This is a genomic window from Actinomadura rupiterrae (assembly GCF_024172125.1).
Lineage (GTDB): Bacteria > Actinomycetota > Actinomycetes > Streptosporangiales > Streptosporangiaceae > Spirillospora > Spirillospora rupiterrae.
Map to the genome: position 1 here is coordinate 285,141 of NZ_JAMZEA010000007.1, position 20,459 is coordinate 305,599.

Here is a 20,459-nt window from a genome sequence, read left to right on the forward strand (position 1 = left end):
GGCCCGAACGCCCCCGAAGGCCGTCCCGCCCGAGAGCCGCCGTGCCGAAGGTGGCCTTGGCCGAAGGTCGCGGTCCCCGGAGGCGGTCCCGCTCGCAAGGCGCGGTTCCCGGAGGCGGTCCCGCTGGGAGCGGTTGCTGGGGCCGGGGGTGGGCGGGTCAGGTGAGGAGGCCGCCTAGGCTGCGGTTTTGGGAGACGGCGGTGTCGAAGGCCAGCGGGCAGGCCAGCGTGAGGGTCTTGAACGGCTCGGGCAGCTGGACGTGCTGACGCAGGACGTAGCGGTCGGAGCCGGTGAACGCCTGCGCCAGCAGGTCGCCGAAGCCCTCGCTGGCGCGCCGGAACAGGGCCAGCTCCCGCTCCGCGTTGTCCTTGACGCGGCCGCCCATCAGCTCGTAGTAGCCGATCTGCTGGTCGTAGGCGTCCAGCAGCTCCCACCCGCGCAGCGCGCGTTTGCGCAGGTAGCCGATGGGCTGGTTCTGCGGGCTGAGGATGTGCATCTTGGGCGTGTGCGCGAAGCCGTAGGGCTTGTAGAAGTAGAACAGCGGCATGCCGTCCGGGCGGACGATGCTCAGCCGGCGCTCGGCGTTGTTCTGCGTGCCCTGGTTCAGCGCGCGGAAGACCTTGCGCGCGCCGTTGACGCCCTCCTCGCGGACGTAGGCGGCGGGACGCCCGTCCGCGGCCCAGATCGTGTAGTTGGCCTCCACCGAGAAGAAGCCCTGCGGCTGGTCGTAGACCAGGACCGACTCGGCGTAGAGGTCGGCCGGAGGGCCGCCCTGCTGCGGGTAGCCCGGGGGCGGGTATCCCGGCTGCTGGTACTGCTGCGGCGGAGGAGGCGGCTGCTGCGCGTACCCCTGCTGCGGGTAACCGGGCGGCGGCGCGTACCCAGGCTGCGCATAGCCCTGCGGCGGATATCCCTGGGGCGGCGGGCCCTGCGGAGGCGGTCCCTGATGAGGAGGCCCCGGCTGCGGCGGGTAGCCCGGCTGCGGCGCGTAGGGCTGCGGCTGGGGCTGCGGCGCGTACGGCTGGGGCTGGTGCCCGGGCCGCGGCGCGTAGGGGTTCGGGGGGTAGCCCTGCTGAGGCGGTGCGTACCGGGGATCCCTCGGGGGCGTGGGGGGATAGCTCATGAGGCTCCTCATCACAGAACATACGCACTCTAGCGGCACATAACACCCGGCAGCAGGCGCATCGCGTCCGGCCGGGAACCCGCTGGTCGGGCCGGGTCGGCTTCTGCCACAATCCCCCGAAAGATCTCAAACGGGGTGATGGTTGGACGGGAAGAACACGTTGCGGCCGGTGGTCGATCCGGACCTGCCGCGCGACGTCCGTGAAGCGCTGCTCAGCAGGCCCGGAAGCCTCACCTCCGCGTACGGGGAGCCCCCGCCCGCGCCGCCCGCCGGCGGACTGACCGGCGAGAACGCCATCAAGTCGCTCCAGGCCGCGACCGTGTGCGGGTTCCTTCCGGTCATCGCCGCGCCCGCCCTGCTCGGACGGGCCGCAGGACTCGCCGTCGGTGCCGCGGCGCAAGCCGGGCTCGCCGCCGTCTGGTGGTCCAGCGGATTCTGGATGTTCGTGCTGGCCGGAACGGCCCTCCAGCTCCTTTCGTTCGCGGTGCTGCTCTTCTTCTCCCGCACGAAGGACGAGCGGGCCGAACTCGCCCACGTCCACCACGGCCGCTACTACGTCGAGGACGACTTCGCGACGGGGAGGATGCGCGACTGGTTCGGCAACGCCTCCCCGAGCCGCCTGATGCGGCGGACGCGCAAAGCGGTCTCGGCCGTGCTGGGCTCGGACGTGCAGCGCGCCGGCCTGCTCGCGGACGGCGCCGACGAGGACGGCCTGCGGCGCCAGGAATGGGAGATCGCGGAGTCGCTGGCCGCGCTGTCCAGGATCGGGCGGCAACTCCAGGCCACCGTCCCCGCCGGACGGTCCGGCGGAGCCCTTCACGACGCGGTCAAACCGCAGCGGAAGGCCTTGCGTGAGTCGATGGCCGCGTTGCGGCAGCGCGTCGAGGACCTGGAGCGCTACGCCGACCGGGTCCGCGGAGCCGACGCCGCCTACCGCGCATGGCAGGCGCAGCAGGACGTGCCCGGGATCGACGCGGGCACGCGCGCGCTGCTCGCCCGCCTGGTCGAGAACGAGCCGCCCGTAGACGGAATCGATGACCGCCCGAACCGAGCTGCCGACCGGGCCGACGACCTCCCGGACCAGGCTGATGACCTCCCGGACCGGGCCGTCAACAGACCTGATGACCTGGCCGATCGGCCTGGGCTGGGCGCCCTGCGCGACGCCCTCCGCGAGGCGTACGAGGCAGGCCCGCCGCTGACCGGCGACCAGTCGCGGCTGAGGAGCACGTCATGAGCGAACCGAACGCCACGGCCGCCAGGCGCGGCACGCCGCGGGTGCGGTACCCGGAGTGGCTGACCATGGTCGGCGCCATGCTGCTCGTCGCCCAGGGGATCGCCGCCTTCGTCTGGCTTTCGCTGCCGGACGGCGGGAAGGGGGACGCGCGCAGCGAAGGGACCGAAGGCAAGCCGCAGGAAGTGGACGTCACGTTCGTCCTCACCGGGGACCGCCGGACCGCGGACATCTCCTACTCCGTCGGCGCGGGCGCCGAGACGAAGACGGACGCCGCGGTCCTGCCCGTCCGCAAGACCGTCCACATGGCCGAGGACGACCGCCTGTCGGTCACGATCCAGAATCGCTACCAGAACGGCCCGGGGATGGTGACCTGCACGGTCATCGTCGGCGAGCGCGTCATCAAGCAGGAGACGGCGACCGGCAAGAGCGAGATCGCCGCCTGCCTGGGCGTCGTGCCTACCGACCCGACGATCACGGGCGCCAAGGTCCCGGAGCAGGGCAACGGGCTGCTCGCGGGCGAGTCGCGGCTGGCGAGGAACGTGCCGATCAAGCGCTACCGCGGGCCGGGCTCCCCCGAGGCGGGCCGCGTCACCGACGAGGACGCGCGCCTGTCCTACACCTCGCTCGGCGGCGACTGGAACCGCAGCAAGCCGGTGGACCCGCAGCTCTCCGGCCACTCGCGCGAGCAGAACTTCGACACCGAGGCGAGCTGGGAGGCGGTCCTCGCGTCCGGCCTGGTGGACGGCGACCTGGTCACCGCGAACGGCGGCCGCACCAAGCTGCACGACCTCGCCGCGGCCCTCCAGGACTACCGGCAGCGGGCGAACTTCCCCGAGACGGCCCGCGGACGCGACGTCGCGTCCCAACCGCTGAAGGTCGGCGGGCGCAAGGCCTGGGCGATCGTCCGCGAGATCCGGTTCAGCAAGCCCGGCGTTCGCGCGACGCTCGACCTGTCGGCGGTCGTCATCGTCGATACCGGTCGTCCGCGCCCGTCCTACGTGTGGATCGACATCCCGGACAGCCACAAGCACCTCTGGCCGGACATCAACACCGTGGTCGACTCGCTCCAGCCGGCCTAGGCCAGGGCGAGGCGGCGGAAGGCCCGGGCGCTGGACGAGCCCGGGTCGGCCGTCATGAAGACGACCTGCTGGTCCTCGTCCGGGACGGTCAGGACGTCGCAGTTGACGGCCAGCCGCCCGGCCTCGGGATGGCTGAGGGTCTTCGTCCGGTGGCCGGGCGCGCGGACGGGGTTGGTATCCCAGATCGCGCCGAACTCCTCGCTGCCCGCTTTCAGCTCGTCCACCAGGGCTGCGAGGGACGGGTCGTGCGGGTAGCGGGCGGTAGCGGCACGCAACCGGGCGACGGCGATCTCGCCGAACTCCTCGTGTCCGCTGGTCAGGACGTCCGAACCACGGAGGAAGCGACGCCGCGCCAGGTTGAGTCCTTCAAGCTCGCCGAGCAGCGCTTCGGCCAGCGGATTCCATGCGACCACGTCGTAACTGGCCGCCGTCACGATCACACCCGTGTCGGGGAGCCGTTGCAGCAACGCGGCAACATGCGGACGGACCGTCCGGGACGGCGCGGCAGGCGGGTCCGGCGCGACACCCGCTAGCCGGTACAGGTGCGTCCGCTCGGCCGGGACGAGCCGCAACGCGCCCGCGAGCGCATCGAGGATCCGCGCGGACGGACGGGGCCCCCGCGCCTGCTCCAGCCGCGCGTAGTACTCCGGCGACATGCAGGCCCGCTCGGCGACCTCCTCGCGGCGCAACCCGGGCGTCCGGCGGCGCGGCCCGGGGTCGCTCGGGCGCAGCGCCTCGCGCCGGTCACGCAGGAAACGCGCCAGTTCGTCCCTCGCCATCCCGCTCCTTCCGCGCCGCCTGCCAGGTATTCATTGTGCCTGGATGCGGCAGGTGTCCCGGGGGCAGGCTCCAGAGCATGGACAAGCTGATCGCGCTGGTCACCGGCGCCAACACGGGCATCGGCAAGGAGATCGCGCGCCTCCTCGCGGACGCGGGCCACACCGTTTTCGTCGGCTCCCGCGACGCGGGACGCGGCGAGCAGGCCGTCAAGGAGATCGGCGGGGACGCCCGCCTCCTGCCGCTGGACGTGACGAGCGCCGAGAGCATCGCCGAAGCGGCCCGCCAGGTCACCGCACTCGACGTGCTCGTCAACAACGCGGGCATCTCGTCCGAGGACGCCCCGCCCGGCGACACCGACCCCGACACCTTCCGGCGCGTCTTCGAGACGAACGTCTTCGGCGTCGTCGCGGTGACGAACGCGTTCCTGCCCGTCCTGCGGCGGTCGGCGCGTCCGCGCGTCGTGAACGTTTCGAGCGGGACGGGCTCGCTGGAGTGGTCCACCGACGGGCACTTCCCGCAGCGGGGAAGTTATGCGGCGTACCGGTCGTCCAAGACGGCGCTCAACGCGCTGACCGTCCACTACGCGCACTCGCTCGCTAGCGACGGCGTCAAGGTCAACGCCCTGGCGCCGGGCCTGCGCCGCACCGGACTCAACGCGACCGCCGCCGCCAGCGGCGACGATCCCGCCGAAGCCGCGGAGGCCGCCGTCCGCCTGGCCCTGCTCCCCGACGACGGCCCCTCCGGCACCTTCACCTCCTGGGACGGAACCCCCGTCCCCTGGTGAACCTCAGCACATCTGATCGCCCGGTCAGGGTTCGGGGAAGTAGAGGTTCACCTTGCCGCGGATGTAGGAGTGGAACGCGGCGCCCCAGACCCGGAACCCGCGGAACGCGTGCACGTGACCGGCCTCCAGCTCGACGATCACCGGCCGCGCCATCGCCGCGAAGCCGCCGAGCTTGAGCCGGTACGGCGCCGAGACGAGCTCGATCGCGTCGTCGTCCGCGTGGTCGGCGAGCAGCGCCGGGATCGCCACCACCCCGGACTGCATCCCCCGCGCCGCGCCGTGGCGCTGCTTGACCAGCGTCACGCTCGCCTTCACGAACTCGTCCACGCCGTCGCGGGTCGCGTTCGGCACGCGCGCGACGGTCGTGATCAGGTGCAGCTTGTTGAGCATCCGCCAGTTCGACCGGTAGCCGACGAGCGCGGCGTGCTGCCCCACGCGCTCCTCGGTCACCGCGCATCCGTCGGCTTCCATCCGCTGCCGGACGGCTGCGGCGTAGTCGGTGTCCATCGCCCCTCCAGGGTCGCTTCACGAAGAACCCGCGCAGACCGGACGTCATGGACGAGCGGGAGCGGCGTTCGCGGCGGTTTGCGAGGGTGGCGAGAGCGTAGAGGCGGCGGGGTGCGGACCGGAAGCAGCAGGACGGAGGCGTCCGGTTCCGCTGGGTCACGGGCGCCGCGGGCGATGGATGACGAGACGGGCGGGGGCTCGCGTAGGGTTGCGGAGCGGGCTCTTCCGGGCCCGGTTGTGGGTCCGAGGAAGCCCCGTTCGCGGGACCGAGACGGCCCGGTCCAGGGGCCCGAGACAAGGAAGAGACGACTGGTGGGTATCTTCCGCCGTCCGCGCGAGACGCCGTCCGCCGTGAGCCCGGCGATCAGCGAGTTCTGGGAGTGGTGGGCGCGGGCGCGCCCGGACGTCGAGGCGTCGCTGTCGGCCGTCCCGGACACCCCCGAGGCGCTGCTGGCCGAGAGCGGGGGCGAACCCGGGCCGGAGCCGGGGCTCTCGACGGAGATCATGGAGGAGCTGTCCCGCCGGGTGCACCGGATCCACCCCGACCTCCAGTGGGAGATCGGCGGCGTGGAGGGGCGCGCGCCCGCGCTCACGGTGTCCGGGGCGGGCGAGCCGGAGCTGCGCGGGCTGTCCGAGCGCTGGTACCGGGCCGCGCCGACCGGGGAGGCGGCGGGCGGGTGGGAGTTCCATCCGGCGCGTCCGGCCGATCCGGAGATGCTCGGCCAGGAGCTGCAGCTCGGCGACCACGAGTTCGACCTGGAGTACGTCCGGTTCGGCATGCGCGCCGACCAGTTCCGCGGCCGGGTCGACATCGTCGCCTACCACCCCGACTTCCTGTTCGTCTCCGAGGAGCACCAGGTCGCGGTCGCGCTGCACGTGCTGCACTGGGCGCTCGGCGAGGACGACGTGGCGCGCTGGGTCGGCGAGGTGAAGATCTCCACCGCCGAGCCGGTGGACGCGCTGCCCCCGGCGGTGCTGCCCGCCGTGGTCGAGCAGATCGTCGAGGACTTCCGCGAGCCGACCTGGCTGTCCGGCGAGGGCCGCACGCCGCGCGGGCACCCCGCGCAGTTCGGCATCCGCTTCCCCGTGCACCGGCAGGACCACCCGCTCGCCGACCTGCACGTCGAGGTGTCGGTGCCGTACCAGCACGCCAACCCCGACCGGCTGCCCGTCGAGCCGTCCGCCTCGGCGCTGCGCAAGTTCGAGAAGAAGATCGCCGACCTGCCGGGGTCGGTGCTGGTCGTCCGGCAGACCGGGGACGGCCTGCGCGTCTTCCACCTGTACGCCGACCCCGACTCGGGCGTGCTGGCCGAGCTCGACCAGCTCACCGCCGGCTGGGCGGAGGGCAAGGCGAAGGTCGCCTCGACCCCCGACCCGGGATGGCGCGCCCTCGCGCCCTTCCAGCCCTAGCCGCCCGCCCGGGCCTGGCCGCCCGCCGGCTCAGGAGCCCCAGGCCTCCTGGGGCTTGCCGTCCTTGGCGTAGTCGTAGAAGCCCGCGCCGCTCTTGACGCCGAGCCGTCCCTTGCCGATGTACTCGCGCAGCAGCTTGCGCGGGCCCTCCGGCAGGGACGGGTTCTCGGCGGCGTAGTGGTCCTCGATGTCCAGGACGACGTCGAGGCCGACCTGGTCCATCATCTGGAACGGCCCGGCCTTGGTGCCGAAGTTCAGCTTGAACATCGCGTCCACGTCCTGCGGCGTGGACACGCCCTCGTACACGACCTCCAGCGACTCGCGCTTGATGGCCGCCCAGATGCGGTTGAAGATGAAGCCGGTGCTCTCGCGGCGCACCTCGAACGGGTGCAGGCCGTAGTCCGGGAACACCCGCTTGACGAAGTCGATCACCGACGGCTCGGTCTTTCCGCAGGACATCACGTCCAGCGCGTTCGTGGCGGGCGGCATGTAGAAGTGCGTGTTCAGCACCCGCTCGGGCCGCGCCACCTCGTCGATGAACAGGCGGCTGGCGTAGGAGGACGAGTTGCTCGCCAGGATCGCGTCCTCCGGCGCCTCGGCGTCCAGCTGCCCGAACACCTTCCGCTTCAGGTCGAGCTTCTCCGGGACGGCCTCGACCACGAGCCAGGCGTCCCGGACGGCGCGGGCCTGGTCGTCGCTCGCCTCGACCGTCCCCGCCGGGCCGAGCCCGAGATCCCGGACCGTCGCCGGGAGGGCCTGCGCCGCGTAGTCCACGGCGGCCTGCCGCTGCTCGGCGGACGGATCGAAGATCCGGACGGTGCCGCCGCGCGTCGCGAACATCATCGCGATCCTGCGGCCCAGCGTGCCCGCCCCGATCACGGCGACCGGACGGCCCGACCGGTCCTCCGGCAGAGGTTGACCCACGGCTCGCTCCTTCGATCCGCGTCCGGGCGCCGAACGCCTCGCCGCGCGCCTCGCCGCGCGCTGCGGCGCGGGGCGCGGCCGCGGGACCAGCGGGTTTACCGGCCTACCGGACGGAACATGAATGCGTTACGAATGGTGATTCTTATGTGACGTTTCGTGTCCGTCCCGGCGGGCCGGCAAACGCGGCCCCCGTTCAAGGAGTGCCCATGAAGCCGGAAGAACTGCTCCGCGGCCCCGTCCCGCCGCTCGCCGCGCCGCCCTACCCGCTGCGCGCCACCCGCTTCGTGGACCGCGAGTACCTCAACGTCGTCTACCGCACCGACCCGGACGCGCTGCGCGCCGTCGTGCCCGAGCCGCTGGAGATCATCGAGCCGCACGTCCGGTTCGAGGTGATGCACATGGGCGACGTGGACGGCTTCGGCCCCTATACCGAGGCGGGCCAGGTCATCGCCGTCCGGTACGGCGGCGAGGACGGCGAGTACCTGCACGCCATGCACCTGGACAACATCGGCGCGATCCTCGCCGGGCGCGAGCTGTCGGCCTACCCCAAGACCCTCGGCACGCCGCGGCTGTTCGCCGAGGAGGGCGTGCTCGTCGGCACGCTCGACTTCGCGAGCCAGCGCGTCGCGACGGCGACGATGCCCTACAAGTACGCGCCGCTCGACCACGCCGAGGCCCGGGCCCAGATCACCGTGCCGACCTTCGCGGTCAAGACCGTCATGGGGCCGTCCGGGCCGAGCTCCTGCGACCTCGTCCGGACCGAGATCACCGACATCGCAGTCAAGCAGGCGTGGCGGGGCCCGGCGCGGCTCCAGCTGTTCGAGCACGTGATGGCGCCGCTCGCCGACCTGCCCGTCCTGGAGGTCGTCTCGGCGTCGCACGTGCTGACCGACCTCACGCTCGCGCCCGCCAAGCCCGTCCACGACTACCTGGCGGGACGAACCGCCTAGGAGAGGCGGGCTCGGCGGGCCAGGAGAGGCCGGCGCGGCGGGCTAGGAGAGGCCGACGCGACAGGCTAGGAGAGGCCGGCGCGGCGGGCTCGTTCGACGACGGACGGGAGGGCGTCGGCGAGGGCGTCCACGTCGGCGTCGGTAGAGGTGTGGCCGAGGGTGAAGCGGAGCGAGCCGCGCGCGCGTTCGGGCGTCGCGCCCATCGCGAGCAGGACGTGGCTGGGCTGCGCGACACCCGCCGAGCAGGCCGAGCCGGTCGAGCAGGCGATGCCGCGCGCGTCCAGCAGCATCAGCAGCGCGTCGCCCTCGCAGCCGGGGAAGGAGAAGTGCGCGTTGCCGGGGAGCCGGTCGACCGGGTCGCCGTTGAGGACGGCGTCCGGGACGGCGGTGAGCACGGCGTCGATCAGCCGGTCGCGGAGCGCGGTGAGCCGGGCCGCCTCGTCCGCGCGGCGCTCGGCGGCGAGCCGGGCGGCGACGGCGAAACCGGCGATGCCGGGCGTGTCGAGGGTGCCGGAGCGGACGTCCCGCTCCTGTCCGCCGCCGTGCAGGACCGGGACGGGATCGACCCCGCCGTGCTTCCCGGGCTTGCCGAGCAGAAGCGCGCCGGTGCCGACCGGTCCGCCGAGCTTGTGCCCGGACAGGGTCAGCGCGTGCGCGCCGCTCTCCCCGAAGTCGACCGGGAGCTGCCCGGCGGCCTGGACGGCGTCGGTGTGGAACGGGACGCCGTGCTCGCGCGCGACCGCGGCCAGCTCGGCGACCGGCTGGACGGTGCCGACCTCGTTGTTCGCCCACATCACGGTGACCAGCGCCACGTCGTCGCCGGTGCCGAGCATCTCGCGCAGCGTCTCGGGCCGGATCCGGCCGAGCTCGTCGCACGGGACCCACTCGACCTTGGCGCCCTCGTGCGCGCCGAGCCACTGGACGGTGTCGAGGACGGCGTGGTGCTCTACCGCCCCGGCGAGCACCCGGTTGCGCGCCGGGTCCGCGGCGCGACGGGCCCAGAACAGGCCCTTCACGGCGAGGTTGTCGGCCTCGGTGCCGCCGGAGGTGAACACCACCTCGCTCGGCCGCGCGCCGAACGCCTCGGCGATGATCTCGCGGGACTCCTCCACCACGCGGCGGGCCCGGCGGCCCGCGGCGTGCAGGGACGAGGGGTTGCCCAGCCCGGCCATCTCGGCCGTCACCGCCGCGATCGCCTCGGGAAGCATGGGGGTCGTCGCCGCATGGTCGAGATAGGTCACCACGCGCCCCAGGTTATCCGCGCGGCGGCCGGTTCCCGCCGCGGCCCGGACGGCTTGCGAGGCACCCGGAGGAACGGTGGGGTGAGCGTGGTCACAGCGGAATATTTACGCTCCTGATGTGATTTTTACGTAAGATCTTCGAGTTGCTGCCTGAACCGTCCGGTCGGTACAGTAGAGAGGCCATGATGAAGGAAGCCCTCCTCGACGCCGCCGAGGCCGTGCTGTTCGAGCACGGCGGACGCGCGCTGACGCTGAACGCCGTCGCCGAGCGCGCCGGGGTCAGCAAGGGCGGGCTGCTCTACCACTTCCCGAACAAGCAGGCCCTGGTCCGGGCGCTGGTCGCCCGGGTCATCGCGGAGTTCGACGAGCTGATCGACTCGTTCGACGACGGCCGGCCCGGGTCCTACACCCGCGCCTACGTGCTGGCGTCGTTCGAGATCCTCACCGGCGAGGCGCGCGCGCACCGGCGGTGGTCGGCCATCACGGCCGCCGCCACCGACCCCGAGCTCGCCGAGCCGCTGAACGAGGCCATGGGCCGCTGGCACAAGCGGCCCTGCGGCGAGGATCCGGACCCGGCGACCGCCATGGTCGTCCGGCTGGCCGCCGAGGGCCTCTGGGAAGTGCTGAGCCATTCGCCCGAGCTGTACGACGAGGCACAGCTCGCGGCGCTCAGGGAACGGCTGCTGGCCCTGGCCTCCGGCTGACGCCGGACCGGTCCCGCCCCCGCCTCGTCCACCCGCACGACCCCTCATCCGCACGACCCCGGCGCACGCCGCCGAGCCTCCTGGCGCCCCCGCGCGCCCTGGAGCGTTCCAGCGCGTGTGCCGCACCCCTGCCCCGGGCCTCCTCGGCCCCTCAAGACGAGAAAGAGGTGAACCATGCTGGCGCGCGCTCGCACGGGCACGTTCCTGACCTTCGCCCTGGCCGGACTGCTCTGTGGTGTCTGGACGTCGCGCATGCCCGCGCTCGCGAGCAAGTTCGGGACGAGCGAGGCCGAGATCGGCGTCGTGGTGCTCGTCTGGGGGCTCGGGGCGCTCGTCGCGATGCAGGGCCTGCGCTCGGTGATGGGACGGTTCGGCAGCCGCGCCGTGCTGCGCGTGTCGCTGCCGCTGACCGCCGTGTCGTACATCGGCGTCGCCTACGCCCCGTCGTACGGGGTGCTGATCGCGGCCGTCGCGCTGTTCGGGATGACCTTCGGGATCACCGACATCGCGATGAACGCGCAGGCCAGCGTGGTCGAGCAGGCGTACAAGCGGTCGATCCTGTCGTCCATGCACGCGGGCTGGTGCGTGGGCGCGATGAGCGGCGGGCTGATCGGGTTCGGCACCGCGCACGCCGGGCTCGGGTTCAGCGCCACCGTGCTCGCCGCCTCGCTCGCCGCGCTGCCGGTCGCGCTGCTGCTCGGCCCGACCTACCTGGCCGACCGTCCGGCCCCGGTGGCCGCCGCGGGCGAGGGCGGACGCCGCCGCGCCCGGCTGCCGCTCGCGGTCTACCTGGTCGGCGTGCTCGCGTTCATCGCGTTCATGACCGAGGGCTCGATCGCCGACTGGAGCGGCCTGCTGCTGCACGGCGAGCTCGGCGCGACGCAGGCCGTCGCCGCGCTCGGGTACCCGATGTTCCAGCTCGCGATGCTGATCGGGCGCGTCGCCGGGGACCACCTGCGGATGTGGGTCGGCACCCGGAACATGCTGACCGGCGCGGGCCTCGGCACGGCGGTCGCGATGACCGTCGTCGTCACCGCGCCGAACACCGCCGTCGCGCTCGTCGGCTTCTTCCTGACCGGCCTGGTGGTCTGCACGGTCGTGCCGACCTCGATGTCCCTCGCCGGGACGTCCGCGCCCGACCAGCCCGCCGCCGCGGTCGCGCAGGCCGGGGCGATGGGCTACGGCGGGCTGCTGCTCGGCCCGGTGATCGTCGGGTTCCTCGCGGACGCGACGTCGCTGCGGATCGGCGTCGGCGCCGTCGTGCTGCTGGCCCTGATGATCGCGGTCGGGTCCCGGTTCGTCCCGCTCGGCCCGGCCGAGGTCGGCGCCCGGAGCGGCGAGCGGACCGCGTCGGAGATCGTGGTCACGGCGGACGAGCCCGTCCCGTCCGGCACCCGCGCCCCGCAGCCGGAGGGCGACCCGCGCCGCGAAGCCGACCCGCTCCGCGAAGGCGAGCCGCACCCCGTCCCGGCCTGAGACGGCCGTGCCCGCCTGAGCCGCTGGGGCGGCCTGGGCCGCCGGTGCCTCGCGTGAGGGGACCGTCCGCGTGGACGGTTCCCTTTTCGCTATAAACGCTCGGACGGGATCAATTCCGGCGAGGGGGCGGGCATGGACGGCTGGCGCATACCGGGGTACACCGAGCTGCGCGTCCTCGGCGAGGGCGGGCAGGGGCGGGTCGTGCTCGCCCGGCACGACGCCACCGGACGGCCCGCCGCGATCAAGTACCTGACCGGCGGGGACGCGGCGTCCACGGCGTTCCGGGAGAGGTTCGTCCGCGAGGCCGAGCTGCTGCGCCGGCTGCGCAGCCCCTACATCGCGCAGCTCTTCGGGCTCGTCCGGTCGGACGCCGGGCTGGCGATCGTGATGGAGGCCGTGGACGGCGCGTCGCTGCGCGCGGTGCTCGCCGAGCGCGGCCCGCTGCCGCCCGAGGGCGCGCTCGCGGTGCTCAAGGGCTCGCTGCTCGGCCTCGCCGCCGCGCACGAGGGCGGGGTCGTGCACCGTGACTACAAGCCCGCCAACGTGGTCGTCCGGGCGGACGGGCTGAGCAAGCTGATCGACTTCGGCATCGCGGTGGACGCGGGCGCGGCGGACCGCTCCGGCACCCCGCTCTACATGGCGCCCGAGCAGTGGCGCGCCGAGCCCGCCTCCCCCGCGACGGACGTGTACGCCGCGACGTGCGTGTTCGTCGAGTGCGTGTCCGGTTCGCGGCCGTACCCGGCGGCCTCCTCGGAGGAGCTGCGGGAGCTGCACGTGTCCGCGCCCGTGCCGTCCGGGCTGGTGCCGGAACCACTGCGTCCGCTGGTGGAGCGCGGGATGGCGAAGGATCCGTGGGATCGTCCGCACGGCGCGGCGGCGTTCGTCCGGGAGCTGGAGTCGGCCGCGTCCGGCGCGTACGGGCCGGACTGGGAGCGGCGCGGCGTGGCCGCCCTCGGCACGGCCGCCGTCGCGCTCGCAGCCGTCTTCCCGCTGACGGCCGCCGGATTGGGCGTGAGCGGCGCAGGCGGTGCGAGCGCGGCGGGCGCGGGCGGCGCGGGTGCAGGCGGAGCAGGCGCCGGGGGCGCTTCGGCGGGTGGGCAGGCGGCTGCCGGGGCCGCGGGGAAGGGCGTCGCGGCGGCGCTCGGAGGCAAGGTCACCCTCGCCGTCGCCGGGACGGCCGTGATCGTCGCGGGAGGCGGCGCGGCCGCGTACGTCGCGACACACCCCGGCAAGAAGAAGGCGCCCGCGCCGCCCCCGATCGCGATCAGGCTGGCGGCGCTGAACGATCCGCAGAGCGCGCTCCCCGGAGGCGGGACGTGGCGGGTGAACGGCCAGGTCGTGACGGTCTCCGGCCACAAGAACCCGGCGATCGACCGGAAGCTGGACGCGGCCCTGCGCGCCCCGCTCGACCAGCGCTGGACGGAGGCCAAGGCCATCCTCGGCGGCTCGGGCGGCGGCGCCTACACCGCGACGGCCCGTCCGACGATCCTGCTGCGCGGGCCGAAGCTGCTGAGCGTCAGCTACGCGACCGACGTCCAGGGCCAGGTGGGGACGGGCTGGGACCAGGCGCGGTCGGTGACCGTGAACCTCGACACGGGCGCGGCGTACGCGCGTCCGATCGACCTGTTCGGGTCGTCCTCGCCGGCGCTGTCGCCGAAGGTCCTGGCGCACCTGCCGGGCAACCGCTGGTGCCCGCGCGAGCCGGTCGGGCCCGGCATCACCGCCAAGCAGCTGACCAGCGGCGAGGTCGCCGTCACGCTCACGGCGTCCGGGATCCGGGTCGCCTTCCAGGGCGCGGCGCTCGGCTATTCGGGCTCGTGCGGGAACCGCAGCGCGGACGTCCCGTACGGCGAGGTCGCGGACCTGCTGAAGCCGGAGATCACCTCTGCCGTCCCGTACCCCGCGACGTCCGTCCGTCCCACACCGTAGGCACGCGCCCGGAGAACGCGGAACGCCCCGGCCGGAGGGAACCGGCCGGGGCGCTGCGCGCACGCGCCTACTTGCGCTTGTTGATCTCTTCGGTCAGCTGCGGGGCCACCTGGAACAGGTCGCCCACGATGCCGTAGTCGACCAGCTCGAAGATCGGCGCCTCGGGGTCCTTGTTGATCGCGATGATCGTCTTGGACGTCTGCATGCCGGCCCGGTGCTGGATCGCGCCGGAGATGCCGACCGCGATGTACAGCTGCGGCGACACCGTCTTGCCGGTCTGGCCGACCTGGAACTGGTGCGGGTACCAGCCGGCGTCGGTCGCGGCGCGGGAGGCGCCCACGGCCGCGCCGAGGGTGTCGGCCAGCGACTCGATGATCTTGAAGTTCTCGCCGGAGCCGACGCCGCGGCCACCGGAGACCACGATCGCGGCCTCGGTGAGGTCCGGGCGCTCGCCCTTCTCCTCGACGACCTTCTCGACGACCTTGGCGCCCTTGTCGGCGGCGGACAGCTCCACCGACACCTGCTCCTCGGCCGGGGTCGCCGGGGCGGCCTCGGGCGCGACGGAGTTCGGCCGGACGGCGATGATCGGCGTGCCGGTCTTCACCTTGGCGTGCGCGATGATGCCGCCGCCGAAGATGGAGTGCTCGCCGACGAAGCCCTCGGTCACGTCCACCACGTCGGTGAGCGCACCGGAGCCGGTCTTCACGGCGAGGCGGCCCGCGACCTCCTTGCCCTCCGCCGTGGCGGCGACGAGCACGGCCGCCGGGGACTTCTCCTGGACGAGCTTGGCGAGCAGCGCGGCCTTCGGCGCGACGACGTAGGAGGTCAGCTCCTCGTCGGCGGCCAGGTAGACCTTCTTCGCGCCGTGCTCGGCCAGCTTGTCCTTGGCGCCCTCGTAGCCCGGGCCCACCCATACCGCCGCGGCGTCACCGAGGCGGCCTGCGAGCGTGAGCAGTTCGAGGGTGACCTTCTTGACGTCACCGTCGACGTGGTCGACGAGGACCAGGATCTCACTCATTGCTTAGGGTCCCCTTCCCCGCTCAGACGAACTTCTTCGAGGCGAGGAACTCGGCGATCTTCACGCCGCCGTCGCCCTCGTCGGTGACGATCTGGCCCTGCGCGCGCGCCGGGGCCTCGGCGAAGTCCACGACCTCGGTCGCGGCGTTGGCGAGGCCGACCTGGCCCGCGTCGATGCCCGCGCCCGCGACGTCCAGCGTCTCGACCGGCTTCTTCTTGGCCGCCATGATGCCCTTGAAGGACGGGTAGCGCGGCTCGTTGATCTTCTCGACGACGCTGACCACGGCCGGCAGGGTCGCCTCGACCTTGTCGTGGCCGTAGTCGGTCTGCCGCTGGATCCTGATGGCGGAGCCGTCGATCTCCACCTTGTTGGCCAGCGACAGCTGCGGGACGCCCAGCCGCTCGGCGAGCATCGCGGCGAGCATGCCGGTGCGCGCGTCGGTGGACTCCGAGCCGAGGATCACCAGGTCGAAGCCGTTGCGGCCGAGGACCTGCTGGATGGCGTAGGAGGTCTGGAGGGCGTCGGAGCCGGCGAGCGCGTCGTCCAGGAGGTGGACGGCCTTGTCCGCGCCCATGGCGAGGGCCTTGCGGATCGAGTCGGTCGCCTTGTCGGGACCCATGGTCAGGACGGTCACCTCGCCGCCCTGGGCCTCCTTGATGCGCAGCGCCTCTTCGATCGCGTACTCATCGAGCTCGTTGATGACACCGTCCGCCGCACCGCGGTCGAGGGTGCTGTCATCGGACTTCAGCTTGCGCGGGCTCTCCGTGTCGGGAACCTGCTTGACGCAGACGACGATGTTCATGGCCGGTGGCCGACCTCCCTGCACTCAGTTGGCCGCTGGGGTAAGCGGACAGTAGGACGCCGCCCGTGGGCCGGGTCGACGCGTGCTCGCGCCGCCTGGCGGTGGCGCGACTGCTGACAGCCTGCCAAAGACCCGAACGTGCTTCGGCCCCGGGTCCCCGGTTGGACCGTTCACCGGAAATGTTACCGGTCAGTAGGGCCTGGGCGAAACCCAGGTCGTGAGACCTTACCCACGCCGGAGGGCCGCGAACGGGCCCCGCGGACGCACCGCCACCCTATGGCGCACATCACACTCCCGCAGGTCAGTGCGGAAGCGGGCGTGCGGTCAGTGCAGCGAGTTCTGGATGCGGGACACCGTCGCCTCCAGCGTGCTCTGCAGGCCGTAGAGCGGCGCGAAGCTGGGCGTGAGCGACATCGCCGCGACCAGTCCCGCCAGCGACAGCACGCCGAGCACCAGCCCCGCCGCCGCGACCGTGCCCGGACGCCACGCCAGCGGCTCGAACGCGCGCTCCAGCGCCCGCCGCGCGCCGCCCGCGCCCGGGGCCGTCCAGAGCGCGATCGTGCCCGTCCCGGCGCCGAGCGCGCACGCGCCCAGCGGCGACAGCTCCACGCTCACCGCCGCGAGCCCCGCGACCATCAGCGGCACCACCACCGCGAACACCGCCGCGTAGGGCAGCGACAGGACCGTCCTGCCGAGGGCTCCGAGCCGTCCGACCGCCCCGCGCGCGAACGCGACCCGCAGAAGCAGGACGGCCACCGCCGACGCGGCCACCCCGACCACCGGCATCACGACGGCGGCGCTCCCCAGGATCACGATCACCAGCACCGCGAGCAGCCGCGCCCACCCCCGGACTACGGCGAGCTCATGCGCATCGACCGTCCCCGCATGCCGCCCACCCCCGACCACCACGTCCCCCTCCTGCGCCCGCGCCTCAGCAGCCACAGAAAACCCACCACTGGTAACCGAAGCCGCAGCAAACCCGCCGGTCTCGGCCGTCGGCGTGGCCAACCCACCAGCGCTGGCAGTCGGCGCAGCAAAACCACCAGCATCGGCCGTCGCCGCAGCAATCCCACTGGCGTCAGGCGCGGCCTTAGCGAAACCCCCGGTGTCGGCCATCGGCGTAGCAAACCCGCCCGTGTCGGCGGTCGGCGTAGCGAAACCACCGGTCTCATTCGCCGACGTGGCGAAACCGCCGGTCTCGTTCGTCGGCGTGGGGAAGCCACCGGTTCCGGGGCCGGTGGGGAGGGGGTAGCCGCCGCTGTCGGGGGTGGACGGGCGCTGGGGCGGGACGGGGGGCTCGGGGGCCGGGCCGAGGTCGAGGGCCGAGGCGGCGGCGATCAGCTCCTCGGCGGTCGGACGGGCCGCCGGGTCGGGCGCGGCGGCGGCGCGGAGCAGGCGGCGCAGGGCGTCCGGGACGGCGGCGGCGTCGGGAGTGGCGTGCGCGCGTCCGGTGGCCGCGAAGAGCACGGTCGCCGCCCAGGCGCGGACGTCGGCCGCCGGGCCCTCATGGTCGGCGGCGAGGCCGAAGTCGACCACGACGGGCGCGCCGTCCACTACCAGGACGGTGCGCGGATCGAGCGCTCCGTGGGCCAGGCCCGCGCGGTGGATCGCCGCGACGGCCTTGGCGAGCGCGATAGCGAGGTAGCGCAGCGCAGGGCCCCGCAACGGGCCGCTTTCGGCGACGGTCTCGGCCAGCGGACGGCCCGGCACGAGCCGCGACACCACGTAGGGCTGCCGGGGCCCGGCGTCGCCGTCCAGGACGTCCACCACGTAGGGGCTGAGCACCGCGCGCATGCGCTCGACATCGAAGGCGGCGCCGGGCGGCAGCATCCGGATCGCGACGTCGCGCCCGTCCCGGCCCGCCGCCCGGTGGACGACACCGGACGGCCCGTCCAGCCTGGACAGCAGCCGGTACGGACCGATGTGCTCCTGGTGGCTCGTCTCGCCGCTCATGGACCCGGCACCCTACCGCCCACGCCCCTCCCCCCGAAGCCTCATGCGCTCATCCCCCACCCGCCCCACGCCCGGCGACCACCCCGACCGCCCCGTCACCCCGCCCACCACGGCGAACCCAGCCCCCGCGTGCGGCCCCCGGCCACCCCGCGAACCCGCCACCCTGCGAGTCCGGGCCAGCCTGCGGGCCCGGGCCAGCCTGCGAATCCGGCCGCCGCGAATCCGGCCGCTCTCCGAAACCCGGCCATCGCGTCGCGGACCGCAGGTGCCTGCGAGCCTGGGAGCCCCGCGGACGCGGCCGCCCTGCGGGCCCGCAGGGCGGCCCAGGAGCGTGGTCCGGACGGGACGGAGGTCGGCGCGCGCCGGTGGGCGGGCGAGGGCACGCGGTCAGCGGACGAAGGGGATGTGGCCGTGGAGGATGTCCTCGACGCGGGAGCGGACGTGGTCGAGGCTGTTGCTCATGCCGTCGACCGGGGTGGTGTCGGGGGGCTGCTTCTGGGAGAGCACGGCGAGCACGGCCGTGAAGACGCCCAGGACGAGGACGCCGGCCAGGGCGGCCTCGGCGCGGGGCAGCAGGGCGCCCCAGACGCGCGCGAGCTGGCGGCGCGGCGCGCCGCTGCCGGGCGCGAGCGTCAGCAGCCCGATCACGACCATGGCGGAGTAGGCGATCGCGCGCGAGGCGGTCATGTCCGGGTAGGCGAACATGAGCACGCCGAGCATGATCGCGCCCGCGAACGCGGCCAGGCCGGACAGCAGCGCGGTCGCCATCACCGCGCCCGGCAGGTGCAGGGGCGTGCGGAAGGCCGCGCCGACCGCGTCGCCCGCGCGCGGGCCGCGCCGGGTGCGGCGGCCCTCCATGCCGCGCGCCGCCTTGTCCCCCGCGCGCAGCACGAGGACGCCGGCGACGGTCACGGCGACGGCGAGCAGCGGCGCGATGTTCGCGAACGCCACCAGCGCGCCGAGCACGAGCAGGCTCAGCACGCGGTACCAACCGAACGGCTTCGGCTGCTCTCCCTTCTCCCGGCGGTCGTGCTGCGGCTGCTGGCCAGGGGGCTGCCGGCCAGGACCGGGGGGCCGCTGGTCAGGCCGCTGCCGCTGGTCGGGGCTCGGCTGCGTGGGCTGGCGGTACGGGTCGTAGGGCTGGGGCGGATCGCCCCGGCGCAGCGCATCCTGGGGAGGCCAAGTCTGCCCGGGCGGCTGCGCCGGCGGGTGCCCCTGGACGGGCTGTGGATAACCCGCGCGGGACGGACGGTCGTACAGTCCGGGCGCGGGCGGCGGGACGGGCGGGGGCGCCGCCGGAGGCAGCATCCCCACGAAGTCCTTGGGCTGCGCCGAGACGGGCGCGGCCATGGGCGGAGGCGTGTCGCGGAGGGTGTCCGGGTCCGCACTGGTACGTCCCGGGGAGCCCGTCGAGTTCGTCCCGCCGGCCGGGTTCGGCGCGTTCGTCCCGCCGGCCGGGTTCGGCGCGTCGCGGAGCGTCTCGGGGTCGTAGGGGGACGGCGCGTCCTGCACGGTCTCCGGGTCGTCGGTGCCGGCGTCCGGGGCGGGCATGGCGAACTGCCGCACCTGGTCGGGCAGCGGCACGGGCGGGACCGGCAGCGGGTTGCCGTGGTCGGGACGGGTGCTGAACTGGTCGTCGATCCGGGTCTGGTCGGTGAACGTCGCCTCGACGTGGATCTTCCGGACGAGCTGGGTCAGCGCCACGGCGGTCGGCCGCTCGGCCGGGTGCCGGGCCATCGCCGAGCGCAGCACGGGCAGCAGGGCGTCCGGCACGCCGTCCAGGTCGGGCCGGCCCTGCATGATCTTGTAGAAGATCGACTCGAAGGTGCCGGAGCCGAACGGCGGGCGCCCGGTCGCGGCGTAGCCGACCGTGCCCGCCCAGGCGTGCACGTCCGACGGCGGGCCCGCGTCCTCGCCCTCGATGATCTCCGGGGCGAGGTAGCCGGGGGTGCCGATCACCATCCCGGTCGCGGTCAGCCGGGTCGCGTCCGCGGCCTGCGCGATGCCGAAGTCGATCACGATCGGCTCGCCGTCCAGCAGCATCACGTTCGCGGGCTTGAGGTCGCGGTGGATGATGCCCGCGCCGTGGATCGCCGACAGCGCGCCGGCCAGGCCGACCGCGAGCCGCTGCAGGGCGCGCCCGTAGAGCGGACCGCCCTCCTCGACGACCTCCTCAAGCGTGCGGCCCCGGACGTACTGGGTGACGATGTAGGGCCGCTCGGCGGTCACGTCGGCGTCCAGGATCTCGGCCACGTTCGGGCTGTGCACCCGGCGCATCGAGTCGACCTCGCGGGCCAGCCTGCGGCGCGCCGTCGCGTCCCCCGCGACCGACGGGCGCAGCACCTTGATCGCCACATCGCGGCCCTCGGGGTCGGCGCCGAGGTACACGACGCCCATACCGCCCTCCCCGAGTGTCTCCAGGACGCGGTAGTGGCCGATCGACTGGCCGATACTGTCCCCGGACGTGGCGACCCCCTTCATCGTTTCCGAAACCCTACCTTCGTCCGCCCGCCCCGGCCGCGCCGGACGCGGGGCCGTCCGCTTC

At 73.8% G+C, this 20,459-nt stretch carries 17 protein-coding genes; 8 read left to right on the forward strand and 9 right to left on the reverse strand.

Annotated features, from left to right (window positions below; genetic code table 11):
- Nucleotides 1–157: 157 nt before the first annotated feature.
- Nucleotides 158–1,123 (reverse strand): hypothetical protein, encoded by a 966-nt coding sequence (locus FHU30_RS25715; RefSeq protein ID WP_253879160.1) that lies wholly within the window; start codon nucleotides 1,121–1,123, stop codon nucleotides 158–160.
- Between the two features lie 169 nt (nucleotides 1,124–1,292).
- On the opposite strand from FHU30_RS25715, the gene FHU30_RS25720 reads away from it, so the two are divergent.
- Entirely contained in the window at nucleotides 1,293–2,357 is a 1,065-nt protein-coding gene (locus FHU30_RS25720; RefSeq protein ID WP_253879161.1) for a hypothetical protein, read from the forward strand.
- Nucleotides 2,354–3,436, forward strand: coding sequence for a hypothetical protein (locus FHU30_RS25725; RefSeq protein ID WP_253879162.1), 1,083 nt, complete (start codon nucleotides 2,354–2,356; stop codon nucleotides 3,434–3,436). Before FHU30_RS25720 ends, FHU30_RS25725 begins: the two co-directional genes overlap by 4 nt.
- Here the strand turns inward: FHU30_RS25725 and FHU30_RS25730 are convergent.
- Nucleotides 3,433–4,215, reverse strand: coding sequence for a helix-turn-helix transcriptional regulator (locus tag FHU30_RS25730; protein ID WP_253879163.1), 783 nt, complete (start codon nucleotides 4,213–4,215; stop codon nucleotides 3,433–3,435). The genes FHU30_RS25725 and FHU30_RS25730 overlap by 4 nt on opposite strands.
- Before the next feature lie 77 nt (nucleotides 4,216–4,292).
- Here FHU30_RS25730 and FHU30_RS25735 point away from each other — a divergent pair, with 77 nt between their 5' ends.
- The gene (locus FHU30_RS25735) at nucleotides 4,293–5,000 is read left to right on the forward strand and encodes an SDR family NAD(P)-dependent oxidoreductase (protein ID WP_253879164.1); all 708 of its coding nucleotides are present in this window, start codon (nucleotides 4,293–4,295) and stop codon (nucleotides 4,998–5,000) included.
- A gap of 24 nt (nucleotides 5,001–5,024) precedes the next feature.
- Here FHU30_RS25735 and FHU30_RS25740 read toward each other — a convergent pair whose 3' ends face one another.
- Nucleotides 5,025–5,507, reverse strand: a complete 483-nt coding sequence (locus FHU30_RS25740) for a hypothetical protein (protein ID WP_253879165.1) — start codon at nucleotides 5,505–5,507, stop codon at nucleotides 5,025–5,027.
- 312 nt (nucleotides 5,508–5,819) lie between these two features.
- Here FHU30_RS25740 and FHU30_RS25745 point away from each other — a divergent pair, with 312 nt between their 5' ends.
- A complete protein-coding gene (locus FHU30_RS25745) occupies nucleotides 5,820–6,917 on the forward strand; it encodes a DUF695 domain-containing protein (protein ID WP_253879166.1) in 1,098 nt (365 codons plus the stop codon).
- A 30-nt stretch (nucleotides 6,918–6,947) separates the two neighbouring features.
- Here the strand turns inward: FHU30_RS25745 and FHU30_RS25750 are convergent, their stop codons facing one another.
- A complete protein-coding gene (locus tag FHU30_RS25750; RefSeq protein ID WP_253879167.1) occupies nucleotides 6,948–7,841 on the reverse strand; it encodes a 3-hydroxyacyl-CoA dehydrogenase family protein in 894 nt (297 codons plus the stop codon).
- Nucleotides 7,842–8,047: 206 nt separating this feature from the next.
- On the opposite strand from FHU30_RS25750, the gene FHU30_RS25755 reads away from it, so the two are divergent.
- A complete protein-coding gene (locus tag FHU30_RS25755; RefSeq protein ID WP_253879168.1) occupies nucleotides 8,048–8,791 on the forward strand; it encodes an acetoacetate decarboxylase in 744 nt (247 codons plus the stop codon).
- Nucleotides 8,792–8,856: 65 nt separating this feature from the next.
- On the opposite strand, the gene FHU30_RS25760 is transcribed toward FHU30_RS25755, so the two are convergent.
- Entirely contained in the window at nucleotides 8,857–10,032 is a 1,176-nt protein-coding gene (locus FHU30_RS25760) for a cysteine desulfurase family protein (RefSeq protein WP_253879619.1), read from the reverse strand.
- Nucleotides 10,033–10,214: 182 nt separating this feature from the next.
- Between FHU30_RS25760 and FHU30_RS25765 the strand changes: the two genes are divergently transcribed.
- The 3 genes from FHU30_RS25765 (at nucleotide 10,215) to FHU30_RS25775 (ending at nucleotide 14,141) form a co-directional block, all read left to right on the forward strand.
- Nucleotides 10,215–10,736, forward strand: coding sequence for a TetR/AcrR family transcriptional regulator (locus FHU30_RS25765; RefSeq protein WP_253879169.1), 522 nt, complete (start codon nucleotides 10,215–10,217; stop codon nucleotides 10,734–10,736).
- Between the two features lie 174 nt (nucleotides 10,737–10,910).
- Nucleotides 10,911–12,212, forward strand: a complete 1,302-nt coding sequence (locus tag FHU30_RS25770) for an MFS transporter (protein WP_253879170.1) — start codon at nucleotides 10,911–10,913, stop codon at nucleotides 12,210–12,212.
- Nucleotides 12,213–12,344: 132 nt separating this feature from the next.
- Nucleotides 12,345–14,141 carry a serine/threonine-protein kinase gene (locus tag FHU30_RS25775; protein ID WP_253879171.1) on the forward strand — a complete coding sequence of 599 codons (1,797 nt, stop codon included), beginning with the start codon at nucleotides 12,345–12,347 and terminating at the stop codon, nucleotides 14,139–14,141.
- 67 nt (nucleotides 14,142–14,208) lie between these two features.
- On the opposite strand, the gene FHU30_RS25780 is transcribed toward FHU30_RS25775, so the two are convergent.
- The 4 genes from FHU30_RS25780 to FHU30_RS25795 form a co-directional block, all read right to left on the reverse strand.
- Nucleotides 14,209–15,159, reverse strand: coding sequence for an electron transfer flavoprotein subunit alpha/FixB family protein (locus tag FHU30_RS25780; RefSeq protein ID WP_253879172.1), 951 nt, complete (start codon nucleotides 15,157–15,159; stop codon nucleotides 14,209–14,211).
- 22 nt (nucleotides 15,160–15,181) lie between these two features.
- Complete coding sequence (locus FHU30_RS25785) at nucleotides 15,182–15,961, reverse strand: electron transfer flavoprotein subunit beta/FixA family protein (RefSeq protein WP_253879173.1); 780 nt, start codon at nucleotides 15,959–15,961, stop codon at nucleotides 15,182–15,184.
- Between the two features lie 324 nt (nucleotides 15,962–16,285).
- A complete protein-coding gene (locus FHU30_RS25790; RefSeq protein WP_253879174.1) occupies nucleotides 16,286–17,914 on the reverse strand; it encodes a hypothetical protein in 1,629 nt (542 codons plus the stop codon).
- Nucleotides 17,915–18,301: 387 nt separating this feature from the next.
- Nucleotides 18,302–20,395 (reverse strand): protein kinase domain-containing protein, encoded by a 2,094-nt coding sequence (locus tag FHU30_RS25795; RefSeq protein WP_253879175.1) that lies wholly within the window; start codon nucleotides 20,393–20,395, stop codon nucleotides 18,302–18,304.
- Nucleotides 20,396–20,459 lie beyond the last annotated feature (64 nt).

Coding starts and splice junctions, on each gene's coding strand:
- FHU30_RS25770 (WP_253879170.1), top strand. CDS start 10,911: ATGCTGGCGCGCGCTCGCACGGGCACGTTCCTGACCTTCGCCCTGGCC.
- FHU30_RS25725 (WP_253879162.1), top strand. CDS start 2,354: ATGAGCGAACCGAACGCCACGGCCGCCAGGCGCGGCACGCCGCGGGTG.
- FHU30_RS25765 (WP_253879169.1), top strand. CDS start 10,215: ATGATGAAGGAAGCCCTCCTCGACGCCGCCGAGGCCGTGCTGTTCGAG.
- FHU30_RS25790 (WP_253879174.1), bottom strand. CDS start 17,914: ATGAGCGGCGAGACGAGCCACCAGGAGCACATCGGTCCGTACCGGCTG.
- FHU30_RS25795 (WP_253879175.1), bottom strand. CDS start 20,395: ATGAAGGGGGTCGCCACGTCCGGGGACAGTATCGGCCAGTCGATCGGC.
- FHU30_RS25715 (WP_253879160.1), bottom strand. CDS start 1,123: ATGAGCTATCCCCCCACGCCCCCGAGGGATCCCCGGTACGCACCGCCT.
- FHU30_RS25780 (WP_253879172.1), bottom strand. CDS start 15,159: ATGAGTGAGATCCTGGTCCTCGTCGACCACGTCGACGGTGACGTCAAG.
- FHU30_RS25740 (WP_253879165.1), bottom strand. CDS start 5,507: ATGGACACCGACTACGCCGCAGCCGTCCGGCAGCGGATGGAAGCCGAC.
- FHU30_RS25735 (WP_253879164.1), top strand. CDS start 4,293: ATGGACAAGCTGATCGCGCTGGTCACCGGCGCCAACACGGGCATCGGC.
- FHU30_RS25730 (WP_253879163.1), bottom strand. CDS start 4,215: ATGGCGAGGGACGAACTGGCGCGTTTCCTGCGTGACCGGCGCGAGGCG.
- FHU30_RS25775 (WP_253879171.1), top strand. CDS start 12,345: ATGGACGGCTGGCGCATACCGGGGTACACCGAGCTGCGCGTCCTCGGC.
- FHU30_RS25785 (WP_253879173.1), bottom strand. CDS start 15,961: ATGAACATCGTCGTCTGCGTCAAGCAGGTTCCCGACACGGAGAGCCCG.
- FHU30_RS25755 (WP_253879168.1), top strand. CDS start 8,048: ATGAAGCCGGAAGAACTGCTCCGCGGCCCCGTCCCGCCGCTCGCCGCG.